General features: G+C 46.4%; 4 protein-coding genes. 3 read left to right on the forward strand and 1 reads right to left on the reverse strand.

From position 1 onward, the window contains the following. Positions 1-114: 114 nt before the first annotated feature. The 3 genes from K08M4_RS17435 to K08M4_RS17445 are packed head-to-tail and all read left to right on the forward strand — an operon-like array spanning position 115 to position 5,334. Positions 115-1,761: an ABC transporter transmembrane domain-containing protein gene (locus tag K08M4_RS17435; RefSeq protein ID WP_086050814.1), complete on the forward strand. Its 1,647-nt coding sequence runs from the start codon at positions 115-117 to the stop codon at positions 1,759-1,761. Then, positions 1,758-4,028, forward strand: coding sequence for an ABC transporter transmembrane domain-containing protein (locus tag K08M4_RS17440; RefSeq protein ID WP_086050815.1), 2,271 nt, complete (start codon positions 1,758-1,760; stop codon positions 4,026-4,028). Before K08M4_RS17435 ends, K08M4_RS17440 begins: the two co-directional genes overlap by 4 nt. Beyond that, on the forward strand, positions 4,021-5,334 hold the full coding sequence (locus K08M4_RS17445; RefSeq protein ID WP_086050816.1) for an HlyD family type I secretion periplasmic adaptor subunit: 1,314 nt from the start codon (positions 4,021-4,023) through the stop codon (positions 5,332-5,334). Before K08M4_RS17440 ends, K08M4_RS17445 begins: the two co-directional genes overlap by 8 nt. Positions 5,335-5,597: 263 nt before the next feature. On the opposite strand, the gene K08M4_RS22015 is transcribed toward K08M4_RS17445, so the two are convergent. Continuing rightward, positions 5,598-18,698: a VCBS domain-containing protein gene (locus tag K08M4_RS22015; protein ID WP_157665758.1), complete on the reverse strand. Its 13,101-nt coding sequence runs from the start codon at positions 18,696-18,698 to the stop codon at positions 5,598-5,600. Positions 18,699-18,810: the final 112 nt, after the last annotated feature.

Raw genomic sequence — 18,810 nt, forward strand, 5'->3', positions numbered from 1 at the left:
TTAGGAAGATCTGTGTCATATTTATATTGAAAAACACGTTAAATCAGTCCGTTACCTTGCAATACTCAACATGGTGTACCAATCTTATCTCATAAGCATGGATAAGGATTGTGTATGCCCGCAAGTTCAATGAAAAACAAAGGGGTGGTGGGGAAAGTCCTACTTCCTTCTTTACTTATAAATCTTCTCTCTCTTGCCGTTCCGTTAACGGTTTTACAAATTTACGATCGTATTTTACCTAACCAAAGTTACGGTACTGCCACTTTGTTGTTGGCGGGTGCAGCGTTGGCTGTTGCCATGGAAGCATTAATCCGGTTTGTGCGTACTTGGCTTTTGTCAGCCGCGGCCAGCAATACCGAGAAAGCGACCTATCAAACCTTGGTTGAAAGAGTAACAACGGCTTCATCAGGCCATCTTCGCCACATTGGTGTTGGCGGCGTGGAAGAGGGGTTGGGTTCCGTATCAAAAGTCAAAGACTGGTATTCTGGTGGGGTAATAGCTGGCTTTATCGACTTACCTTTTGCACTGATCTTCTTGGGGTTGGTGGCTTACATTGGCGGCGAGCTGGTGGCGATACCTTTGGCAGTTTGGCTTATTACTCTCGGAATCGTTTGGTTATCTTCTATTCGTGTTAAAAGCCTAAGTGAAGAAGCCTCTCAAGATGAGCAGGAGCGAAAAGCGTTCTTGATTTTGCTGAGCCAAACCATTCAGGGAATCAAACGTCAGGCCGTTGAGTCTCGAATCTTCAATCAGTTTAAATCCCTCAATAACGTTCGTTCTCAGTCTAAAGCGAGAGAAGAAGAACAAAACGCGTTCGCACAAGAGTGTATTCAACTCGCAGCATTAGCGACGTCAGTTTTACTCGTGATTACGGGTAGCTTGTGGGTATTGGATGGTCAATTGACCACTGGTGGGTTGGCAGCATGTTCTATCTTATCAGGCAGAGCGGTTGCGCCGTTAAGCGCTCTGGTTGGCGTTCGAATCAAGCTTAATTCAATACACAGTGCCAATCAGGCAATAGAAAAGCTGAGTGACTTGTCGTTATCTGAGTCTTTAGATTCTAAGCAACCTGAGATCCATTTATCTGACTTTGAGACTTTGGAAATCAAACAAGCGACCGTTGAAAGATATGGCGAACTCGCTCATGCAGATGTGATGCTGAAGAAAGGTGAGTTGGTTTTGTTAGAGAGTGAAGACCGCCATACCAACAGTCATTTATTATCTTCGATTGCAGGTATTGATGATCTGAAAGCGGGCGAGTGCTTCATTAATGGCGCTGCCGTTTCAATTGCATCCGTAACCAACATTGCTGCCTACTGTGGCGTGAAAGGACAACTGGTGTCGGGGACTATTCTCGACAACTTATGTGGCTTTGATCCCGAGAGAACACAAGGCGCCAATGACTATGCTAAGCGTTTGGGTTTAACCAAAGAGATTACTCGATTACCTGATGGACTAGAGACACAAATTGGCCATACGAGTGCTTCTTTGTTGAGTATGGGTAACGTGAAAATGCTCAACATCGCGGCTCAATTGGCAAGTGATAAACCCATAATCATGTTGGAAAGGCCGGATTCTTCACTTGATTTAGACGCCCTTGGGAATCTAGCTAAGGTGTTGGAAGAAGAAGTGACGGCAGGACGCACTATACTGATGGTGAGCTACCATTCGAAACTTCGCGAATTAGCTAATCGAATCATTACAGTGGAAAGTCGAACCATTACGGTCGAAAGCGAGATCAAGCAGGAGGTCGTAATATGAATCGTTTAGATACTAGTGACCGCTCAGATACGAGCAACCGTCCAGACACGAGTGATCGACAAGAGGTACTGAACCATTTAGAAACCGAAAGCCTTTCTGTTCTTAAGCAGTTGGAAGTTAACGCTAATATTCAGTTGTTCGCACATCAATGGGTCGATGAGAATGGCATTGAATCAATCGACGATATGTTTGCCATGTTCGACAGGCTTGCATTGCCCTATCGCTTGGTTGCCAACCTAGATGAAGTTGGCGAACACAAACTCGTATTACTGGTGCTTGGTGAACATGAGTTGGTCTCTGGTCATATAGAATCGAAACAGTTTATTGCTTTTGATGCCAATGAAGACATTACCCAGATCCCACAGTTTTGCATTGTTATCGAAGGTCCACCACTAGAGAAGGCTTCTCCTGATTGGGTTGGCGAACGGCTACATGCGTTTCGCCCCATTATTCCTAAATTGCTTCTGGTCAGTTTTATCACTAACTTATTTGCGCTTGCCGTTCCTTTCATCACGATGTCGATCTATGACCATGTGATTGGTGGTGATGCAGGGCATGAGCTGCAAGGTATCGCCATTGGCGCGGCGTTGTTGTTTGTGATGATGGGTTGGTTAAGAACATTGCGTAGCCGAGTGTTTGCATCAGTTTCAAACCGAGTAAGTCGTGAGATATCTCAATCTCTTGTGCAGCGTCTACTTCGAAATAGCTATGCTCAAAATCAGCAAACAGCCTCGTCTAGTCAGCAAAACCAAGTGATGCTGTCAGAGCGTATTTCAGGTGTGCTATCGGGGCCATTAGGAAATGCGCTGTTTGATCTGCCATTCATTCTTATTTTTGTACTTGCGATAGGTGTATTAGGCGGATGGTTGGTACTGGTTCCAGTCATCTCTTTAATCCTATATTACTTGCTAGCAAAACGCTCGATACGCTCTAGCAGCAAGCGCTCAATGCAATCGACAGTGGCAGGTACGAATCGTCAAAACATGACTAATGAGCTGTCATCCAAGCTTGCCTTTATTCGCAGTGCTGGATTCTCAGAGCACTGGATTCAACGCTTCAAAAAGGCCAACCTTCTTGCGTCTACAGTGACGTTCAATCAATCGGTTCTCCAGAGTCGTTACACCTCGATTTACTACTTCATTGGTGTGGGGTCTACAATAGCTGTGATGGGGCTAGGCATAGGACTTATTTTTGAACAAGTGATGACACCCGGTGGTTTGATTGCTTCAATGATGTTGATATCTAAGGTGACTGGCCCTGCTCAGGTGTTGGCAAACAGCGCGATGCGTTTTAATAGCTTTAATCAATCCAAGCTGCAAGTGAACCGTATTTTGTCTCAGCCGTCCGAGCGAGAGTTCAGTTACCAGCATCACCCGTTGCCTGTGGTAGCGCCTAGCTTGAAGTTAGAGCAGGTGACTCTACGTTACCCTAAGCAGAGTCGCCCTGCCTTGAATGGTGTGAGTTTTGATATTGAAGCGGGTGAAATTGTCGCGATTACTGGCCCTTCTGGGAGCGGTAAATCAACATTAATTGAAGTGCTGTCTGGCTTACAGCCTATCCAAAACGGCATGGTCGAGCTTGAAGGCGTTAACCTCGTTCAATACGATCCGCAGCTTTATCGCCACTGGTGTTTCATTCGAGCCGCATATCCTGATTTGCTTACGCTGAGTATTCGAGAGTGGCTAAACGACGGCCATAAAGTTGAAGATCAGAAAATGATCTCTGCAATTGAAATGGTGGGCGGAAAGCGTTGGTTCGAGACATTATCAGGCGGGCTCGATACTTCCATCAGCAGTATTCAGCCGGACAGCCTTTTTGACATGTTGTCTGGCAGCGTCGCGCAGATCCTCATTGACGCGAAAGCGCTGGTTTATGAATACCCCATGTTCTTAATGGATAATCCTGTGCCTGATGCTCACCCAAATGCTAAACGTATATTTGGTGAGTTTTTGACTTCGAAAAAAGGAAAAGCAACGGTGATCTACACGTCCCACGACCCGGATTTAATCAAGCTTGCCGATAAAGTCGTGGTATTAAATGAAGGTGCAGTGGTTTATGCCGGTCCATTAGAACCGGAGCAGTCTTCGAAGCAGGAACAGCCTTCAGAGCCTCAAGCTTCTCAAGAACCGCAGTTATCTGAGCAACAGTTATCTCAAGAGTTACAGCTATCTCAAGAGCTACAGCAGTCAACTCAAGAGGCGTCTGCTCAACAAAATTCAGCCCAACAAGAACAATCAGAGTCTAAGCAGGGAGTCGCTAATGACTAAACAATCTATCGAGAAGGGCAAGCGCTACGGTGAACTTGTTGAATCACAAAATACGGCTCGTACATTGGCGCTGGCCACATGGTCGGTTGCCTTATGTGTTATTGCTTTTGCCACTTGGTCTGTCGTCACTCAAGTTGATGAAATTGCCAAAGCCAAAGGCGCAGTAATTCCAGAAGGCGAAAAGCAAGTACTTCAAAGCGCGATTGGCGGTAAGTTAAAGCAAATTCTCGTTAAAGAAGGCCAGTTGGTTGAGAAAGGCCAGCCGCTTGTTGAGTTTGATGCCACTTTCCAGCGTACCGCCCTTGAAGAGCTCAAGTCTCAACAAGTGACGCTTCTAGCCAGTGTGGAGCGTATGAATGCTCTGCTTGAACAACGCGAGCCTAACCTTGCTGAGTTCGAGGTCGATTACCCAGAGATCGTCAGCCAACAAAAAGCGCAGCTGAACGCGCAAAAAGCCCTGTACTTCCAAAAGCGAGTGGTGCTTGAGAAAGAGAGCGAGCAAATTGCAGAACAGCTTCGTAGTGTAGAAAAGGCCTTGCCGAGTTATGAGAAAGAGTTGAATGCGACTAAGCAAGAGTTGAACATACTAGAAAAGGGTTATAAATCGGGCAATATTTCACGCTTACGTGTGCTTGAAATGCGTCAAAAACTGGCCAGTATTGAGCAGAAAATTGAAGAAGCTCGTGGCAAGAAGTCGGTATTGATTAGACAAGCTGACAGTAATGATCAAAAAATCATACAACTTCTTGCGGAGGCAAAAGCTAAAGTGAGCGATGATCGTTCTAAAGCCGTATCTGACTTATCAGCCCTGAACGCGAGAGTACGCTCAAGCCAAGCAAAATTGACCAACACCATGTTGGTGTCGCCGTTACAAGGTTTGGTGCAAAGTCTGCCAAGCACACGAAACGGTGGTGTTATTCAGCCGGGTGGGACAGTGGTAGAGATCGTCCCTGTTGGTGGGAAAGCTGACTTTAAAGCCCGTTTATCACCAAGAGATATTGGTTTTGTGAGTGTAGGGCAGCCGACTCGAATCAAGATTGATGCGTTTGATTACAGCCGCTTTGGGGCATTAAAAGGAGCGGTAGAGAGTATTTCGCCAACCACAAGTCAAAGCGAACGTGGCGAGATCTATTATGAAGTAGTTGTCTCGGTGGATGTTCCTTATTTCCGTGATAATCCGGAGAGTTTTTCTATCTTGCCTGGTATGACGGGCGAGGTAGATATCACCACCGGTGAGAAATCTGTATTCCAGTATCTATGGAAGCCGATTTACACCAATGTGAGTGTTGCTTTTGGTGAGCGTTAATACTGGGGCGTGTTGATCTTTCGAGCTGATTTTTGCAGCAAACGCTGCCCGAAGAGTTCGGCTAAAAGGGTTTTACTCTTTGTTGAGAGGGATTTGCTTAGAATAACTAGGCTACTTCCCCCTCGCTGCGATTAAAACGCTTTTATATTGAACAAAATTTAACCGCGAAAGGTCAACACGCTCTAACCACTGCTAAATTAATCTAAATAAAAAGCCGCGTTATTAACTAGCAATAACGCGGCTTTTTATTATCCATATTAATACTAACTATTTGGGTCTATGTCTGGTAACCCATCGACATCAAGGTGATGCTGGTGGTGATCATCATCTTGTTGCTGATCATGATGGTTATCTTCATTCTGATGTGTGAGTGTATCAGCCAAATCGCCATCCATACCAGCCTCCAGAGCAGTAGACACATCATCTTGAGCAAACACAATATCCATATCGTTAGGTAGGGCATCGTGGTCAGTTATGACATCTTGTGAACTATCTGGAAGTTGAATACCTAATGCGTGTAAGTAAGCCGCCGCGCCAAAAACTGGCGTAGTTGGATCAACACCCTCATCCGATACTTGTATTGTGATATCCGCAGTCTCTATGATTGGCTCTGGCTCATCATGTTGTACCGGCGGAGGTGGTGGAGGAGCTGGAGATGCTATTGGATTTGTATCACTATGGCCTGTGATATTCACCTCAATCGTATGATCTGCGGTGCCATCAGGAGACTTGATTATAATGGTGTCTTTAACGTGGTCTCCTGTATTTAACGCATCAGTGGCTGCTAGGTTATTATCTAATTGATAAGTCCATGAGCCGTCAGCCGCTAACGCTACATGGCCATAAGTCCCTGCTATATGCGGATCTGCTGTGAATAGATTTTCACCGTGATCTGCATCCGCTAAGGTTAACGATCCCGTAATAGTGGATGTCGCATCATCTTCGATAAGGCTGCCACTTGATGTTGAATGCACAACACCATTGATAGTTGCAGCGTCATTTGTGCCTTCAACATTAACCGTAATGGTATCTGTTTTAACTAAATGGCCATTGACATACCCAAAAATATTAAAGGTTTCTTGTACTACTTCACCGCCTTTTAAAGCGTTTATGGCCGAATTAGAATAATGTGCATCACCATCGTGATCAACGTGATAAATCCAAGTGCCGCCGGTCGATATTTGTAAGAACCCGTAAGTCCCTTGCATATGATTAGGGCTAGCATCGGTGCCATCTTGATGTTCGTGCCATACAATGGATTGATTAACGCCGCCACTGACCATATGGGTTTCTAACTGGCCATTAACACTATAATCAACACCCGTGGCGCGGCCATCTTCTTTCACATCGCCTGTCATATCCGTTACGGTTAAGTGGAAATCATGAGAAGCCTGTGCACCGGCTAAGTCTGTTGCTGTCACTTTTATATCAAAGTCGCCATCGGCTGAATGTGGCGCTTTACCAGACAATGTGCCTGTGGCCGCATCAAATTTAAGCCATGAGGGTAACGCACTGCCATCACCCAAAGTTGCTGATAAGCTCAGGGTGTCTGAGTGATCAACATCGGTAAAAGCGTTTGTTGGCAGTACTACATGAATGGAAGTGCCATCACTACTATCATGTTGATTAATATCGTCAATATGATGTATCACTGGAGCATCATTTGTGCCTTTAATTTCGAGATGAAAAACTTGCTCAGAGGTAACCCCATTTGAATGAGGGAGACTAGAATGAGTGACGGACGCAATGGTGATTTTTTCGAGTGCAGATTCTCCAGCGCCTAATTGTTGTACGGAACTTGCCGAATTATTTAAGGTGAAGTGGCCTTTGAAATCATTGTCCCATGTGTAGGTTCCCATCGCGGTGGTTGCGTGCCAACCACTGGCGTCATGAGTTGCGGTAACGGCGCTTGCGCCATCGCCAATAACAACGCTAGTGATTTCTGGACGGTCGTCTTGATGCGCACTTCCTGTGAATGTCGCGTCGGGGTCAAAGATGCCTAAATTGAGAACGGTTTGGTAATTCCCTCCTTGGTCTTCGGTCATTTGTAGCTGGGGCGCTATTTGAGCCGCGTCATGGGAAACACCAGGGTTTAAACCATTGAGGGTGATAATCGGTTTATGATCAATATCTAAATGGAAATTAGCCGCTGCACTGGTTTGGCCACCGCTATCTGTAGCGGTAAAACTAAAACTGGTATCTACCCCTCTATCCATGTGGATCAAGCCGGCTTTAATATCATCCATCGAAATTTCATTATGCGTACCGTCAAACGTTATGTACTTACCGTTTTCTACTTTATAGACATTGGCATGTCCAGATACTAGGTTAAGATGATCAATCGTGTCGCCATCTGCATCACTAAATTGACCTTGCAGCATAGCGGGAGTGAGGACAAACTCGCTGGTTGACGCTGGTGCAAATTGATCAATATCATGCACCACGGGGGAGCTGTCGGTGCCTTGCCAGTTAAGATTTAAGCTTTTGCTGGTAGTTGCGCCATCGCTGTCGGTAGCGACTACTGCAAATTGACCAAAACTGATAGGGCTATCACCCTTATGTAAGGCATTGACGCTCGCCACTGCTACAGCGTCAAAATGCGCGCTAGTATCTGCGGCATTCAGTACCGTTAAGCCACTTTTGGCCACATCGCCTGCATGCATTTGCCAATGAAGCGTACCACTGGTGTAAGTCAAGCTGAGGTAGCCGGTTGGTGCGCTAATCGCAACACTAGAACCATCATGTGGTATCGCCAAACCTGCGACAGTGAGGCTTTGAATACTGCCAAGGTGGTCTGGGTCGCTTATAGCAACATTACCTTGGTTTGGCGTCCCGGTAATGGCACTCTGATCATCATGCAATCCACCACTTAAAATGCCGCTGATTGTGGGAGCATCATTTGTGCCTTTTATATTAACGACAATCTCTTGTGTTGTGCCATCACTCGCGGTAACGGTTATTTTATCCTGAACGGACTCATGAGGGTTAAGGTGTTGAACTTTTGTTTGATCAATCTCATAGGTCCACTGATTGTTGACCATGGAAAAGTGACCATAAGCATTGGCGCCATCCAGGTTATGGAAGTCTGCAATTGTCGGGGTTTGCCCGGTATCCACATCCACAATATTGAGCGTGCCATGTGCAGACACATTATCACCAATATTTCCTTCATTAAGAGTTGCAGAAATATCGCCTTTAAATTCAGCTTTGTCTGCCACATCAGCTAAATTAAGTGTGCCGGTTGCTTCAGTTGAATCAACGGTTCCATCATTAACAGTATATTTAAAATGTACATCGCCGTTAAAGTTTGCAGCTGGGGTGAAAACGAGTTTTCCTAGATCTGACGCGGCTATTTGTTGATTGGAATTCACTGCGATTCCGTCAAGAAGAAACTGGCCTTCAAATGGGTTTGGTAAACTGGTAATGGTGACATGGTGAAGAGCACTGCCAAAATCGACGTCTTTGAAGCCAAAGTCGGTCGCTGTGAAGGTATAGTCGTTATCTTCTGTACCGTGAAGCGCAACTGCAGTAACGGTTGGCGCATCATTTGTCCCATGTATCGTGATATCAAGTACTTTGGTTGTGCCATCCGTCGTTGTGACGGTCACATGATCGGTGGTTTTCATCGTCATCGATAATGCGTCGACTAATCGGTCGCCGGGATTCAGTGTATAGGTCCAAGCGCCGTCGGCTCCAATATCCAGGGTGCCATGTGTACCCTTTAAGCCGGTAGCCGCTTGGAAATTCGATTCACCTGTATCTACGTCGGTTACGGTTAACTGGCCAGTAGCTGAAAGACCTGTTTGGTCAGTTACTGAACCTGTAGCAACACCACCAATAACAGCCGCGTCATTCACGGCAGAGACATTGATGGTTGCGGTGCCCGTTTGTGAGTTATTGCGACCATCACTAACCGTATAGGTAAAGCTGGCACTGCTATTAAAATCTTGCGCTGGAGTAAATACTAATTTCCCTACATCAGTGGCATCAATTTGCTGATTTTGTGTAACCGCATGGCCGTCAAGTAATAACGTGCCTTGCGCGGCACTTGGTAATGTTGAAAGGGTAATCGATGCCAAGATATCGCCTTTATCAACATCGGAAAAGCCAAACTCTGCGGCAGTAAAGGTGTGGCCAGTATCTTCCTGTGTGGTTAATGCCTGTGACGTTATTACCGGAATATCATCGGTTCCGTTGATTGTCGCTGTTAACTCGTGAGGTGTGCCATCATGACTGTATACCGTGAGTGTTTCGGTGAGTGTCTCGCCTGTTTTTAACTCTTGTATGTTGCTGCCGTTATTGTCGACGCGGTATAACCAGTGACCATTTGCATCAAGCTTAAATTCGCCAAGCCCCTTATCGCCAGCAACCCAAGCGCCAGATGTGGCTGTAGAACCTTCTTTTTCGCCACTGGCTAGGAAACGATTGTCGCCGGTATCGCCATCTTGAATGCTAAGAATATGCTCATCAGAGGTGATATAGCCGCCTGATGCATGGTTATCCTCTGTGACGCTATTGGTATCATCGCCAGAAATGATGGCATTGGGAATAGGACGAGTTGGGTCTAGTTTAAGCCCTGTGTATTCCGTGATAACCGCTGTTTGACCATCAGGCCCTTCGGTGGTTGCAGTAATGCCAATGTTCATGTTTCGGGTCACCGCAGGGGGCAACTGCGCAGTCATATGATCGAGATCCCAGTCTTTGATATCAACCGTATCGTTAATGCCAGTAATCGTATGACTGTGCGTACCATCGGATAAAACTGTATCTTTAACTAAACCATGCAGGGTAATTCCTGTCACGGTATCTGCGCTATCTGGTGAACTCACTTGTGGATGAAGGTTAACCAAGCTGCCAGCGGGTGGCACTCCAATAGAAGTGTCAACCGTATGTAATTCATGGCCTACGCCATTTTCAGCAAGGTGATGAGCGCCCGTGGTATCTTGAATACTGCCACTGACGCTGCGCACATCGGCAAGTAGCCCGGTGTGTTCATTAAGCTGCGAAGCTAAAGGTCCTAAGGCGACTTGAGCAGGGGTAAGAGCATGTGACGCGATCGCAGTATTAAAAATACTGCCTTCGTAATGTTCGCCAGCGTTCCACGTTGGTGAAGCGATACCCCCATTGGCTTTACTGCCGAGTACCATATACATGTCGGCAGGCAGAGATCCACCTTTATGAAAATTAGCGGCGGTTGCGGCTAACACACCATTATCAAATATTTTTAAATCACCCGAGGCCGAATCCCAGGTTAGCGTGACTCGGTGACTATTGCCATCCCCCAAATTGATGCCTGTTGCGACATCGCCAGCGCCACCAATTTTCATATTGCCCGGATTCCACAAGCTGAGCATGTTAGTGCTGCTACCATGTCCCATATTAACGACAACAGGCCCAGTTGTTGCGCCGGTATCTGCAACGGCTTTGCCGATGACGGTCATCTCTAAGGTGAACTCGGTAAGTGGCGCGGCAGCTTGAATGTCATCAATTTGAATACGACCCGCTGCGCCCGTGGTAATGATCTCTTGTTGTACACTGCTGGTGAGATTGATATTGGCTTTATCAGTGACGGTAGTCACGTTTACTGTCATATGGTTGTCAACATCGGCATGACCATCATTGACTTTGTAATCTAGAGTAATATCCCCCTTAAAGTTGCTATCAGGGTGCAGAGTCCAAGTGCCATCGCCGTTATCGGTTACCGTGCCATGGCCACCATTTACCACCACACTATTGATATCAAGCACATCGCCGCTATCAATATCATTCGCGCCTGATAGCAGCTGCGCTTTGCTGATAATAATATCGGTATCTTCTTGTGTGTTTTGCGTTGTGGTGACAACGGTTGGTAAGTCGTTAACATTGGCAACGCTCAGTGTGGTCGTTGCTGGTGCTGAGTCGGTGTGGCCATCATTGACCGTATAACTAAGATGTACATCGCCATTGAAATTAGCGACGGGCTTAAATGTTAAATGCGCAATATCAGCATGGTCTATTTGTTGGTTCGCACCAACGGCAACACCATTGAGTAGTAGCTCGCCTTGTGTGGCATCAGGTAAAGCGGTGATGGTGATATGATCTAAAGTCTCCCCACTATCGGTATCGGTAAACCCAAAATTTGCCTCAGTGAAGGTATAATCGCTGTCTTCAGTTGCGTTTAAAGTCTGTACCGTGATGGTGGGTTGATCGTTTGCTCCTGTCACGGCAATGTTGATGTTATGGACGGTGCCATCAGCCGATTGTATTTGTAGGGTATCGGTGACTTTTTGTCCATCAGCTAACGCTTGTACTTTATCGCCAGAGGTGCCCGATGTACTTAGGCTGTAATGCCATGTCCCTTGTTTATCAATAGTTAAACTACCGTAAGTACCTGTAATCGTTGCCGCTGTAAAGTGTGATTGATTATCATCGGTATCAGTGACTGCTAGGGTGCCTGTTGCTTGCGCTGGGTTGTCTTCAACCACACTGCCGGTGGCTTGACCTGTAATCACGGCGCTGTCATTGGTGCCTGCAATGGTAACCGTTGCTGTTTGCTGTACCGTGCCACCATGCGTATCGTTGACATTATAAGTGACGGTAATGGTTTGCGAATCACCTGCGCCAAGATGCTGAAATTCAGGGGCATTCGCATTGATAACTAATGTATGACCATCTTTACCCAGAGTCAGATATGAAGGAATTGCAGACGTTTTGGCATTTGAGCCAAGTTGATACTCAAGATGATTAATACTTAAGGTATCCCCGGTATCGGCATCTGTCGCGCCAGCTAATAGATTAATCGCTCCCATGCCAGAGTCTTCCGCTTTATTGCCGGTGACTGCGCTAGATAATTCTGGTGGCGCATTGACAAATAACGAGACGGCTTGGGTGGTAGATTTCGACTCTCCGCCAGCTGAAGCGGTTGCCGTGACATTAAAGTGTAAATCACCGTGGAAATGCGCATCGTGAAGATTTAACTCAAGTCCTGCAAGGTCTGACTGGTGCAGCACCCACATTTTGGCAATGGTATCGTGAGTACCATGATTGAGTGTTGCCGCATCAGGTAAACCACTGATTTTTATTAGTAGATCTTCATGGTCACCACCGGTATCAGTCGCTGCTACATCAAGGTTTAACGCCATCGATGTGCCTTGTTGTCCATCGGGTGCAGTGGCATTTAATATCGGTTTATCGACGGAGCCTTGAATGGTAATGGTGACATTGGTGGTCACCGACGTACCGTCTGTAGAAACCGAGGTCACCGGGATAATTTCGGTTAATGTTTGATTTACCCCAAGATGATTAACATCCTGATTACTGTTATCAACCGTGTAATGGTATTGCCCATTTGCATCAATAGAGAAATGGCCGTATCGAGTGGCATGATCTGTTTGTGCGGTGATTGTCGCTGTATCACCATGATCAACGTCTGTTGTACGTAACTCACCGTCAATGGTTGTTTGTGAAGAGTCCTCTTTTAATTCGGGGTTAAGCCCTGCGGGGGTAATATTAGCGACGGTATGACCAGAAACTTGGAAAACCGTTTCAGCAGAATGCTCACCTGCACTATTTTCAACATGTAGCGTATGTTGACCATCACCTAGCTGGCTAGCTGCAACCTCCCAATGACCATTGCTGTCGGCCACTACGCTGGCAATTTGATGAGTGCCGTCCATGACATTGACAGTTTCACCGGCAGTTGCAGTGCCACTGTAGGTCGTACTACCGACATGAAGATTTTGATAGCTGTGGTAGTACAAGTAATCGACTTCGCCGGCTCCCCCCGTACAAACACGGTTAACAATACCAATAGTTTGGTGCCCTGAAGCATCTTCAAAGACAACAATACCCCCAGTCCAAGCATTACCATGACCACTCGCACCACCTGAGCCGGTATTAACCGTGTCAGGTATGCCATTGTGAGCCCACCAATCATGATTATCAACACGACTAAATCCTCCTGCGCCACTGTGGGCGGTTGAGGTGGTTGCCGGTGAGGTGATGTAGTTATGACCTGAGCCAGGCTTGTAAAGCCCAACCAGTTTAACCCCTGCTGGCACACCTGTAATGTCGCTACCCCAGCGCGCTACATTGTCGGCATTTGTTGTAGCAACATCGATATTGGCACCGGTAGGGTGCTCAATAATGTCAACATCTTGTAATTTTAGTGTGCTTGATGCACCTGCTGGGGCTGCATGAGCTGATTCAATGATCGGTTTATCATTAGTGCCTTTGATGATGATATCAACAATCTGCGTTGAGCCATCACTGGCGGTGAAGGTGTGATGATCAACCACTGCCGCTTCATCTGGATCTAACTGTTGCACCTTGCTTTCATCTAAGGTGTAAGTCCATTGACCATTATGCATGGTGATATGGCCATAAGTGGTTGCTGTTGACGCAACATCAGGAAAGTCAGGATTATCGGCTTTGTCGACGTCGCTGATAGATAACGTACCTGTTGCCGTTACGGTCTCTCCAATATTACCTTCATTGACTGCAGCTGAAGTATCACCTGAGATAACAGATATATCGTCCACTGCACTGAGCGATGTTGACGCTCCTGTGTGTGTTACACCACCATGGGCGTCTTTTACATCGTAAGTAAATTGTACATCGCCGTTGTAATCTTTGTCTGGCGTAAAGCTGAAGGTGCCGTCAGGGTTAGTGATAATTGAACCATGATCGGCAGTTAAATTAGCAACTGAAAGCTGACCAATATCGTTGTGATCAACATCAGTTGCATTCGTTAATAATTGAGCCGATGTGAGTGTTATGTCAGTATCTTCAGTACCTGCTGGTAGCAATGTAGCAGCACTAACAACTGGCGAATCATTAGTGCCATGAATGGTTACTTCAATGGTATGTTCGGTGCCATCTTTTGAATGAATAATAACACTGTCTTTTAGCGTTTCTCCATCACCTAACGCTTGAATTTCTGGCTTAGTGTTATCAACCACATATTCCCACTCACCGTTTGGATTTATACTTAATTTTCCACCTAATTGGCTCTGATAAGGTGCCCATTCTGGATTTGTGGAAGAACTGATAAAAGATCGGAAATCAAAACCGGCTTCACCTGCATCAGGATCAGTAATCGTTAATTGCCCAGTTGTGTGTAGCATATTAGTTAAAAAACCAGAATAAGTCCGCCCATCTTCAGTAACATTACCCGTATCAACTCCTGTGATTAATGCATTATCATTCACGGCCACTAAACTAGTTGTTGCACCGGTATGGGTAACCCCACCATGTGCATCTTTTACATCGTAAGTAAATTGTACTTGACCGTTATAGTCTTTTTCTGGTGTGAAAGTGAAGGTACCATCTGTATTTATCGCAATAGTGCCATGATTAGCATGCAGATTTTCAATGGTAAGTAACCCTGCGTCATTAGCGTCAACATCAACGGTATTTTGTAGTAATTGAGTTAAGGTCAATACTTGGGTAGTATCTTCTTTACCCGAGCTAAGTTGAACTTCAGAAGAGCAATAAGGTTTGTCGTTATCGCCATGAATGGTAACGACAATATCATGTGATGTGCCATCTTTAGCGTGAATAGCTATTGTATCTGTTATCTCTTGACCTTCACCTAACGCATCAATGGTTCTTCCTGATGATGAGTTGCCAACGTTTACTTGATAGTTCCAGTGACCTTGTTCACTAATCACTAAGTGTCCATATTGCCCATTAAATTGTGTTGTTCCACCATTTAAATTCTGAAATGCAGCTTCACCACTATCGGGATCTGAAATCGATAAATCACCACTGACCGACAATACCTCATTAAATAAATTACTGCTGTTTGCTTGATGATGATCGGGAGATTTATTCGTTAAATCGGCATAAGCAGAGCCATGACTTCCGAATTCATCAAGGCTACCTGTATCTTGGCCACCAATAACTGCTGCATCATTGGTGCCGTGTACGGTAATCAACAGGTTGTTCGTATCAGTCGCTCCGCTTTTATCGGTCACTGTCACGGGAATCGTGACGGTCTGATCCTGTCCCGCAGCTAAATGCTGATACGCACTGTGGCTTGGGTCGAAAGTGTATGCACCCGTTGTTGGATCCAGACTAAAGCCGTCGATATTCGGCGCGGTATACGCCGCCGTTTCATGCGCATCGACATCCGATGACGTGATGGTTCCCGTTACTGTTGCCCCGTCTTCGGTCGCGCTCTGTGCCGTGATCGCACCGAGTACCGGCTTGTCATTGGTACCGGTGACTGTGATTTCTAAGTTCTTGGTTTGTGTGGCGCCCGAACCGTCGGTTACCGTCACCGGAATTGTGATTTTCTGCGTGTCGCCATCGGCAAGACCATTGTAGGCAGCATCGGTGGGATCGAAGGTGTAACTGCCGTCTGCTTTGAGGCTGAAACCTGCTACCGTGGCCGTGGTGGTGTAAGCCGCACTGTCACCCGTATCCGTATCGGTCGACGTAATAGTACCCGTTATTGCGGTGGTGTCGCCTTCAGTCGCGGTCGCCGCGCTAATCGTATTCAATACAGGGCCATCGTTGGTGCCGTTGACCGTCACCGTAATGTGATGCGTGGTGCCATCGGCACCTTTCACTTCGATAGTGTCAGTTAAGCTCGAGGTGGTACCGGCTTTACCTGTTCCTAGAGACTGAACCGACGGGTTGGTGTTGTCTAAATCGTAGATCCAGCTGCCATCAGCTTTCAGGTGTAGCGTACCGTGAGCGGTTGCGATGTCTCCACTTTGGAAGTGGTCTTGACCTGCGTCTTTATCGGTAATCGTCAGTGTGCCCGAGGCTTGAAGCTGCGTTTCTTCCGTAGTACTGCCCGTATTGGTTCCCGCAATCACTGCGCTATCCGCGGTACCATGAACCGTGATCACTAAGTTCTTGGTGTCCGTTCCGCCATTTTGATCGGTTACTGTCACTGGAATCGTGACGGTCTGATCCTGTCCTGCTGCTAAGTGTTGATATGCAGCGTGGCTCGGATCGAAGGTGTATGCACCCGTTGTTGGATCCAGACTGAATCCGTCGGTAGTTGGTGCGGTATACGCTGCCGTTTCATGCGCATCAACATCGGTCGAGGTGATCGTTCCGCTGACTTTCGAACCGTCTTCGGTCGTGCTCTGTGCGGTAATGCTATCGAGCACTGGCTTGTCGTTCGTGCCCGTTACTGTAATTACCAGGTCTTTTTGGTCTGTGCCGCCTGAGCCATCCGTGACGGTGATAGGAATCGTGATTTTCTGCGTGTCGCCTTCTGCTAAACCGTTATAGGCGGCATTGCTTGGATCGAAGGTGTAACTGCCGTCCGCGTTGAGGCTGAAACCCGCAACCGTGGCAGTGGTACTGTAAGCTGCACTGTCGCCCATATCCGTATCGGTCGATGTGATCGTGCCCGTTGTCGCTGTGGCATCACCTTCAGTTGCGGTTGCCGCTGTGATGGTATTGAGTACCGGACCGTCGTTGGTACCCGTTACCATCACGGTCACTGTTTGGGTGGCCGTGCCACCATGACCATCGGTCACCGTCACATCAAAGGTTACATCTTTAGTTGCGCCTTCTGCTAATGACTGGAAGTCGCTACCTGGCGTAAAGGTATACTCGCCAGTTTGAGGATTAATCGAGACTGTGCCTTCGCCCGCTGCCATTGAACTCACGCTGTACGTGTGCACATCGCCGCTATCCACATCCGTAAATGAGGCCTGACCTTTCACTGCAGCGCCATCTTCTTTTGCTGCTAAATTTGTTACAGCCAATGTTGGGGCATCATTGGTGCCATGCACTGTAATCGTCAAATTTTGAGTCGATGTTGCATTGACTTCATCTTTGACAGTTACAGGGATGGTAATCGTCTGATCTTGCCCAGCAGCTATGTGTTGGTATGCGGCATTGGATGGGTCAAAGCTATAGCTGCCATCAGCATTAAAGGTCAAACCATCCACAGGATTTGCTATTTCAAAAGAGAGATGCGTATTGTCATCGACATCAGTGGCCTGCATCTGTCCTTTAAGTGCGCTGCCATCTTCGATTACCGACTGTGTCTGAACGGTAAGTACAGGGGCATCGTTGGTGCCATTAATAGTGACCGTAACTTGATGTGCTGTGCCATCGGCAGAGTAAACAGTAACGATGTCTGTCGCAGTTGAACCTTGACTAAGTCCTTGAACTACAGGGTTATTGTTATCTAAATTGTATGTCCATTCACCATCTTTTGTGATGCTTAGCGTACCGAAATTACTAGTCACTTGTGAGGCTTGAAAGTGCTCTTCTCCAAGATCAAAGTCCGTTACCGAAAGCTGTCCTTGAACTTGCATTGTCAAATCTTCAGTTACAGTGCCAGCATCCACGCCTGTGATGATGGCATTGTCATCGTTACCCCCAATGGTCATATCAATGGTTTGTGGCGTGCCATCTTTAGTGTGGATTGTGAAGCTTTCATGTAGTGACGTCGCCCCAGTTAACGCTTGAACATTCGAAAGAGAGTTATCAACTTGATACTGCCAATGTCCATCAGCATCGATAGTTAATGAACCATACTTTCCTGCGATAACTTCCGGCGTAACCGAACTTTCATTTTGGTCAGGGTCTATGACATCAATTTTACCGTTGGCATGTAACAAGCCTTGTGAATCAATATTGTGATCTTCTGTTACGACACCTGTTAGGTCTCCAGAAATACTTGGCGTGTCTTGCTTACCTGTTACCGGTATCTGAACAATGATGCTCGAGCCATTAGATAGGTGTAACGCAAAATGGTCAGTACCTGGTTGGTGCTGATTTAACAGGATGTATTGAGGAGAATTTGGATTCAATACGAATGTGTATTGACCATTGGCATCAACATGAAGCTCTCCGTATGTACCTTTTATGACTTCTGGCATGAAGGTGACGGGTAAAGCGGGCGTCGTAGGCGCATTCGAATGAGTCGGCTGACCGTTACTTCCTGAGGAGATAGTCGGCATCGATACCGAAGGAATGTAATGGACTTGCGGGTGAGAAAGCGTCGACAAATGATGAGAAGGAACCAAGTGAGAGCTCGAACCATGGGGGGTATGACTTGCACTTAAGGTGGCGTTTACGTCGCTGTCACTTGTCTGAGCTTCTTGGAGAGCAACCGCTGATGAGTCCGCTGTTGTATGGTCATCGGTGACGTCTTTTTCGGTCACGCTATTTGTGGTTACTTGATCTGCAGCACCGCTGGAATTGTCTATACTCTCGGCAGCAGCGTGTTTAGCCAATGATGGCAAAATCATCATGAGTGATTGAAAAAGTGGGATATTAACTTTTAAGTGTGAATGCAGTCTGAGCTTCTTTTTTTGTGTTGGTTTCTTTTGTTCTAGCTCGTTACTTTTCTTATTTTTGGTTTCTGTATTTTTCTTGTTTGCTTCGACGTTTTTTTTGTTAGCCATTTTTATCATCCGTGAATCGTGGTTGAACTATCTTCAGTAAAATACACAAATAGAGGTTTCGCTAGCTAATTGGATAATTTTTAAAGAAAATTTCCTCAAATCAAACAATTCT

This window comes from Vibrio syngnathi (assembly GCF_002119525.1).
GTDB lineage: Bacteria > Pseudomonadota > Gammaproteobacteria > Enterobacterales > Vibrionaceae > Vibrio > Vibrio syngnathi.

Excerpts from the sequence above, each read along its gene's own strand:
- K08M4_RS17435 (WP_086050814.1), top strand. The coding sequence starts at position 115 with ATGCCCGCAAGTTCAATGAAAAACAAAGGGGTGGTGGGGAAAGTCCTA.
- K08M4_RS17440 (WP_086050815.1), top strand. The coding sequence starts at position 1,758 with ATGAATCGTTTAGATACTAGTGACCGCTCAGATACGAGCAACCGTCCA.
- K08M4_RS17445 (WP_086050816.1), top strand. The coding sequence starts at position 4,021 with ATGACTAAACAATCTATCGAGAAGGGCAAGCGCTACGGTGAACTTGTT.
- K08M4_RS22015 (WP_157665758.1), bottom strand. The coding sequence starts at position 18,698 with ATGGCTAACAAAAAAAACGTCGAAGCAAACAAGAAAAATACAGAAACC.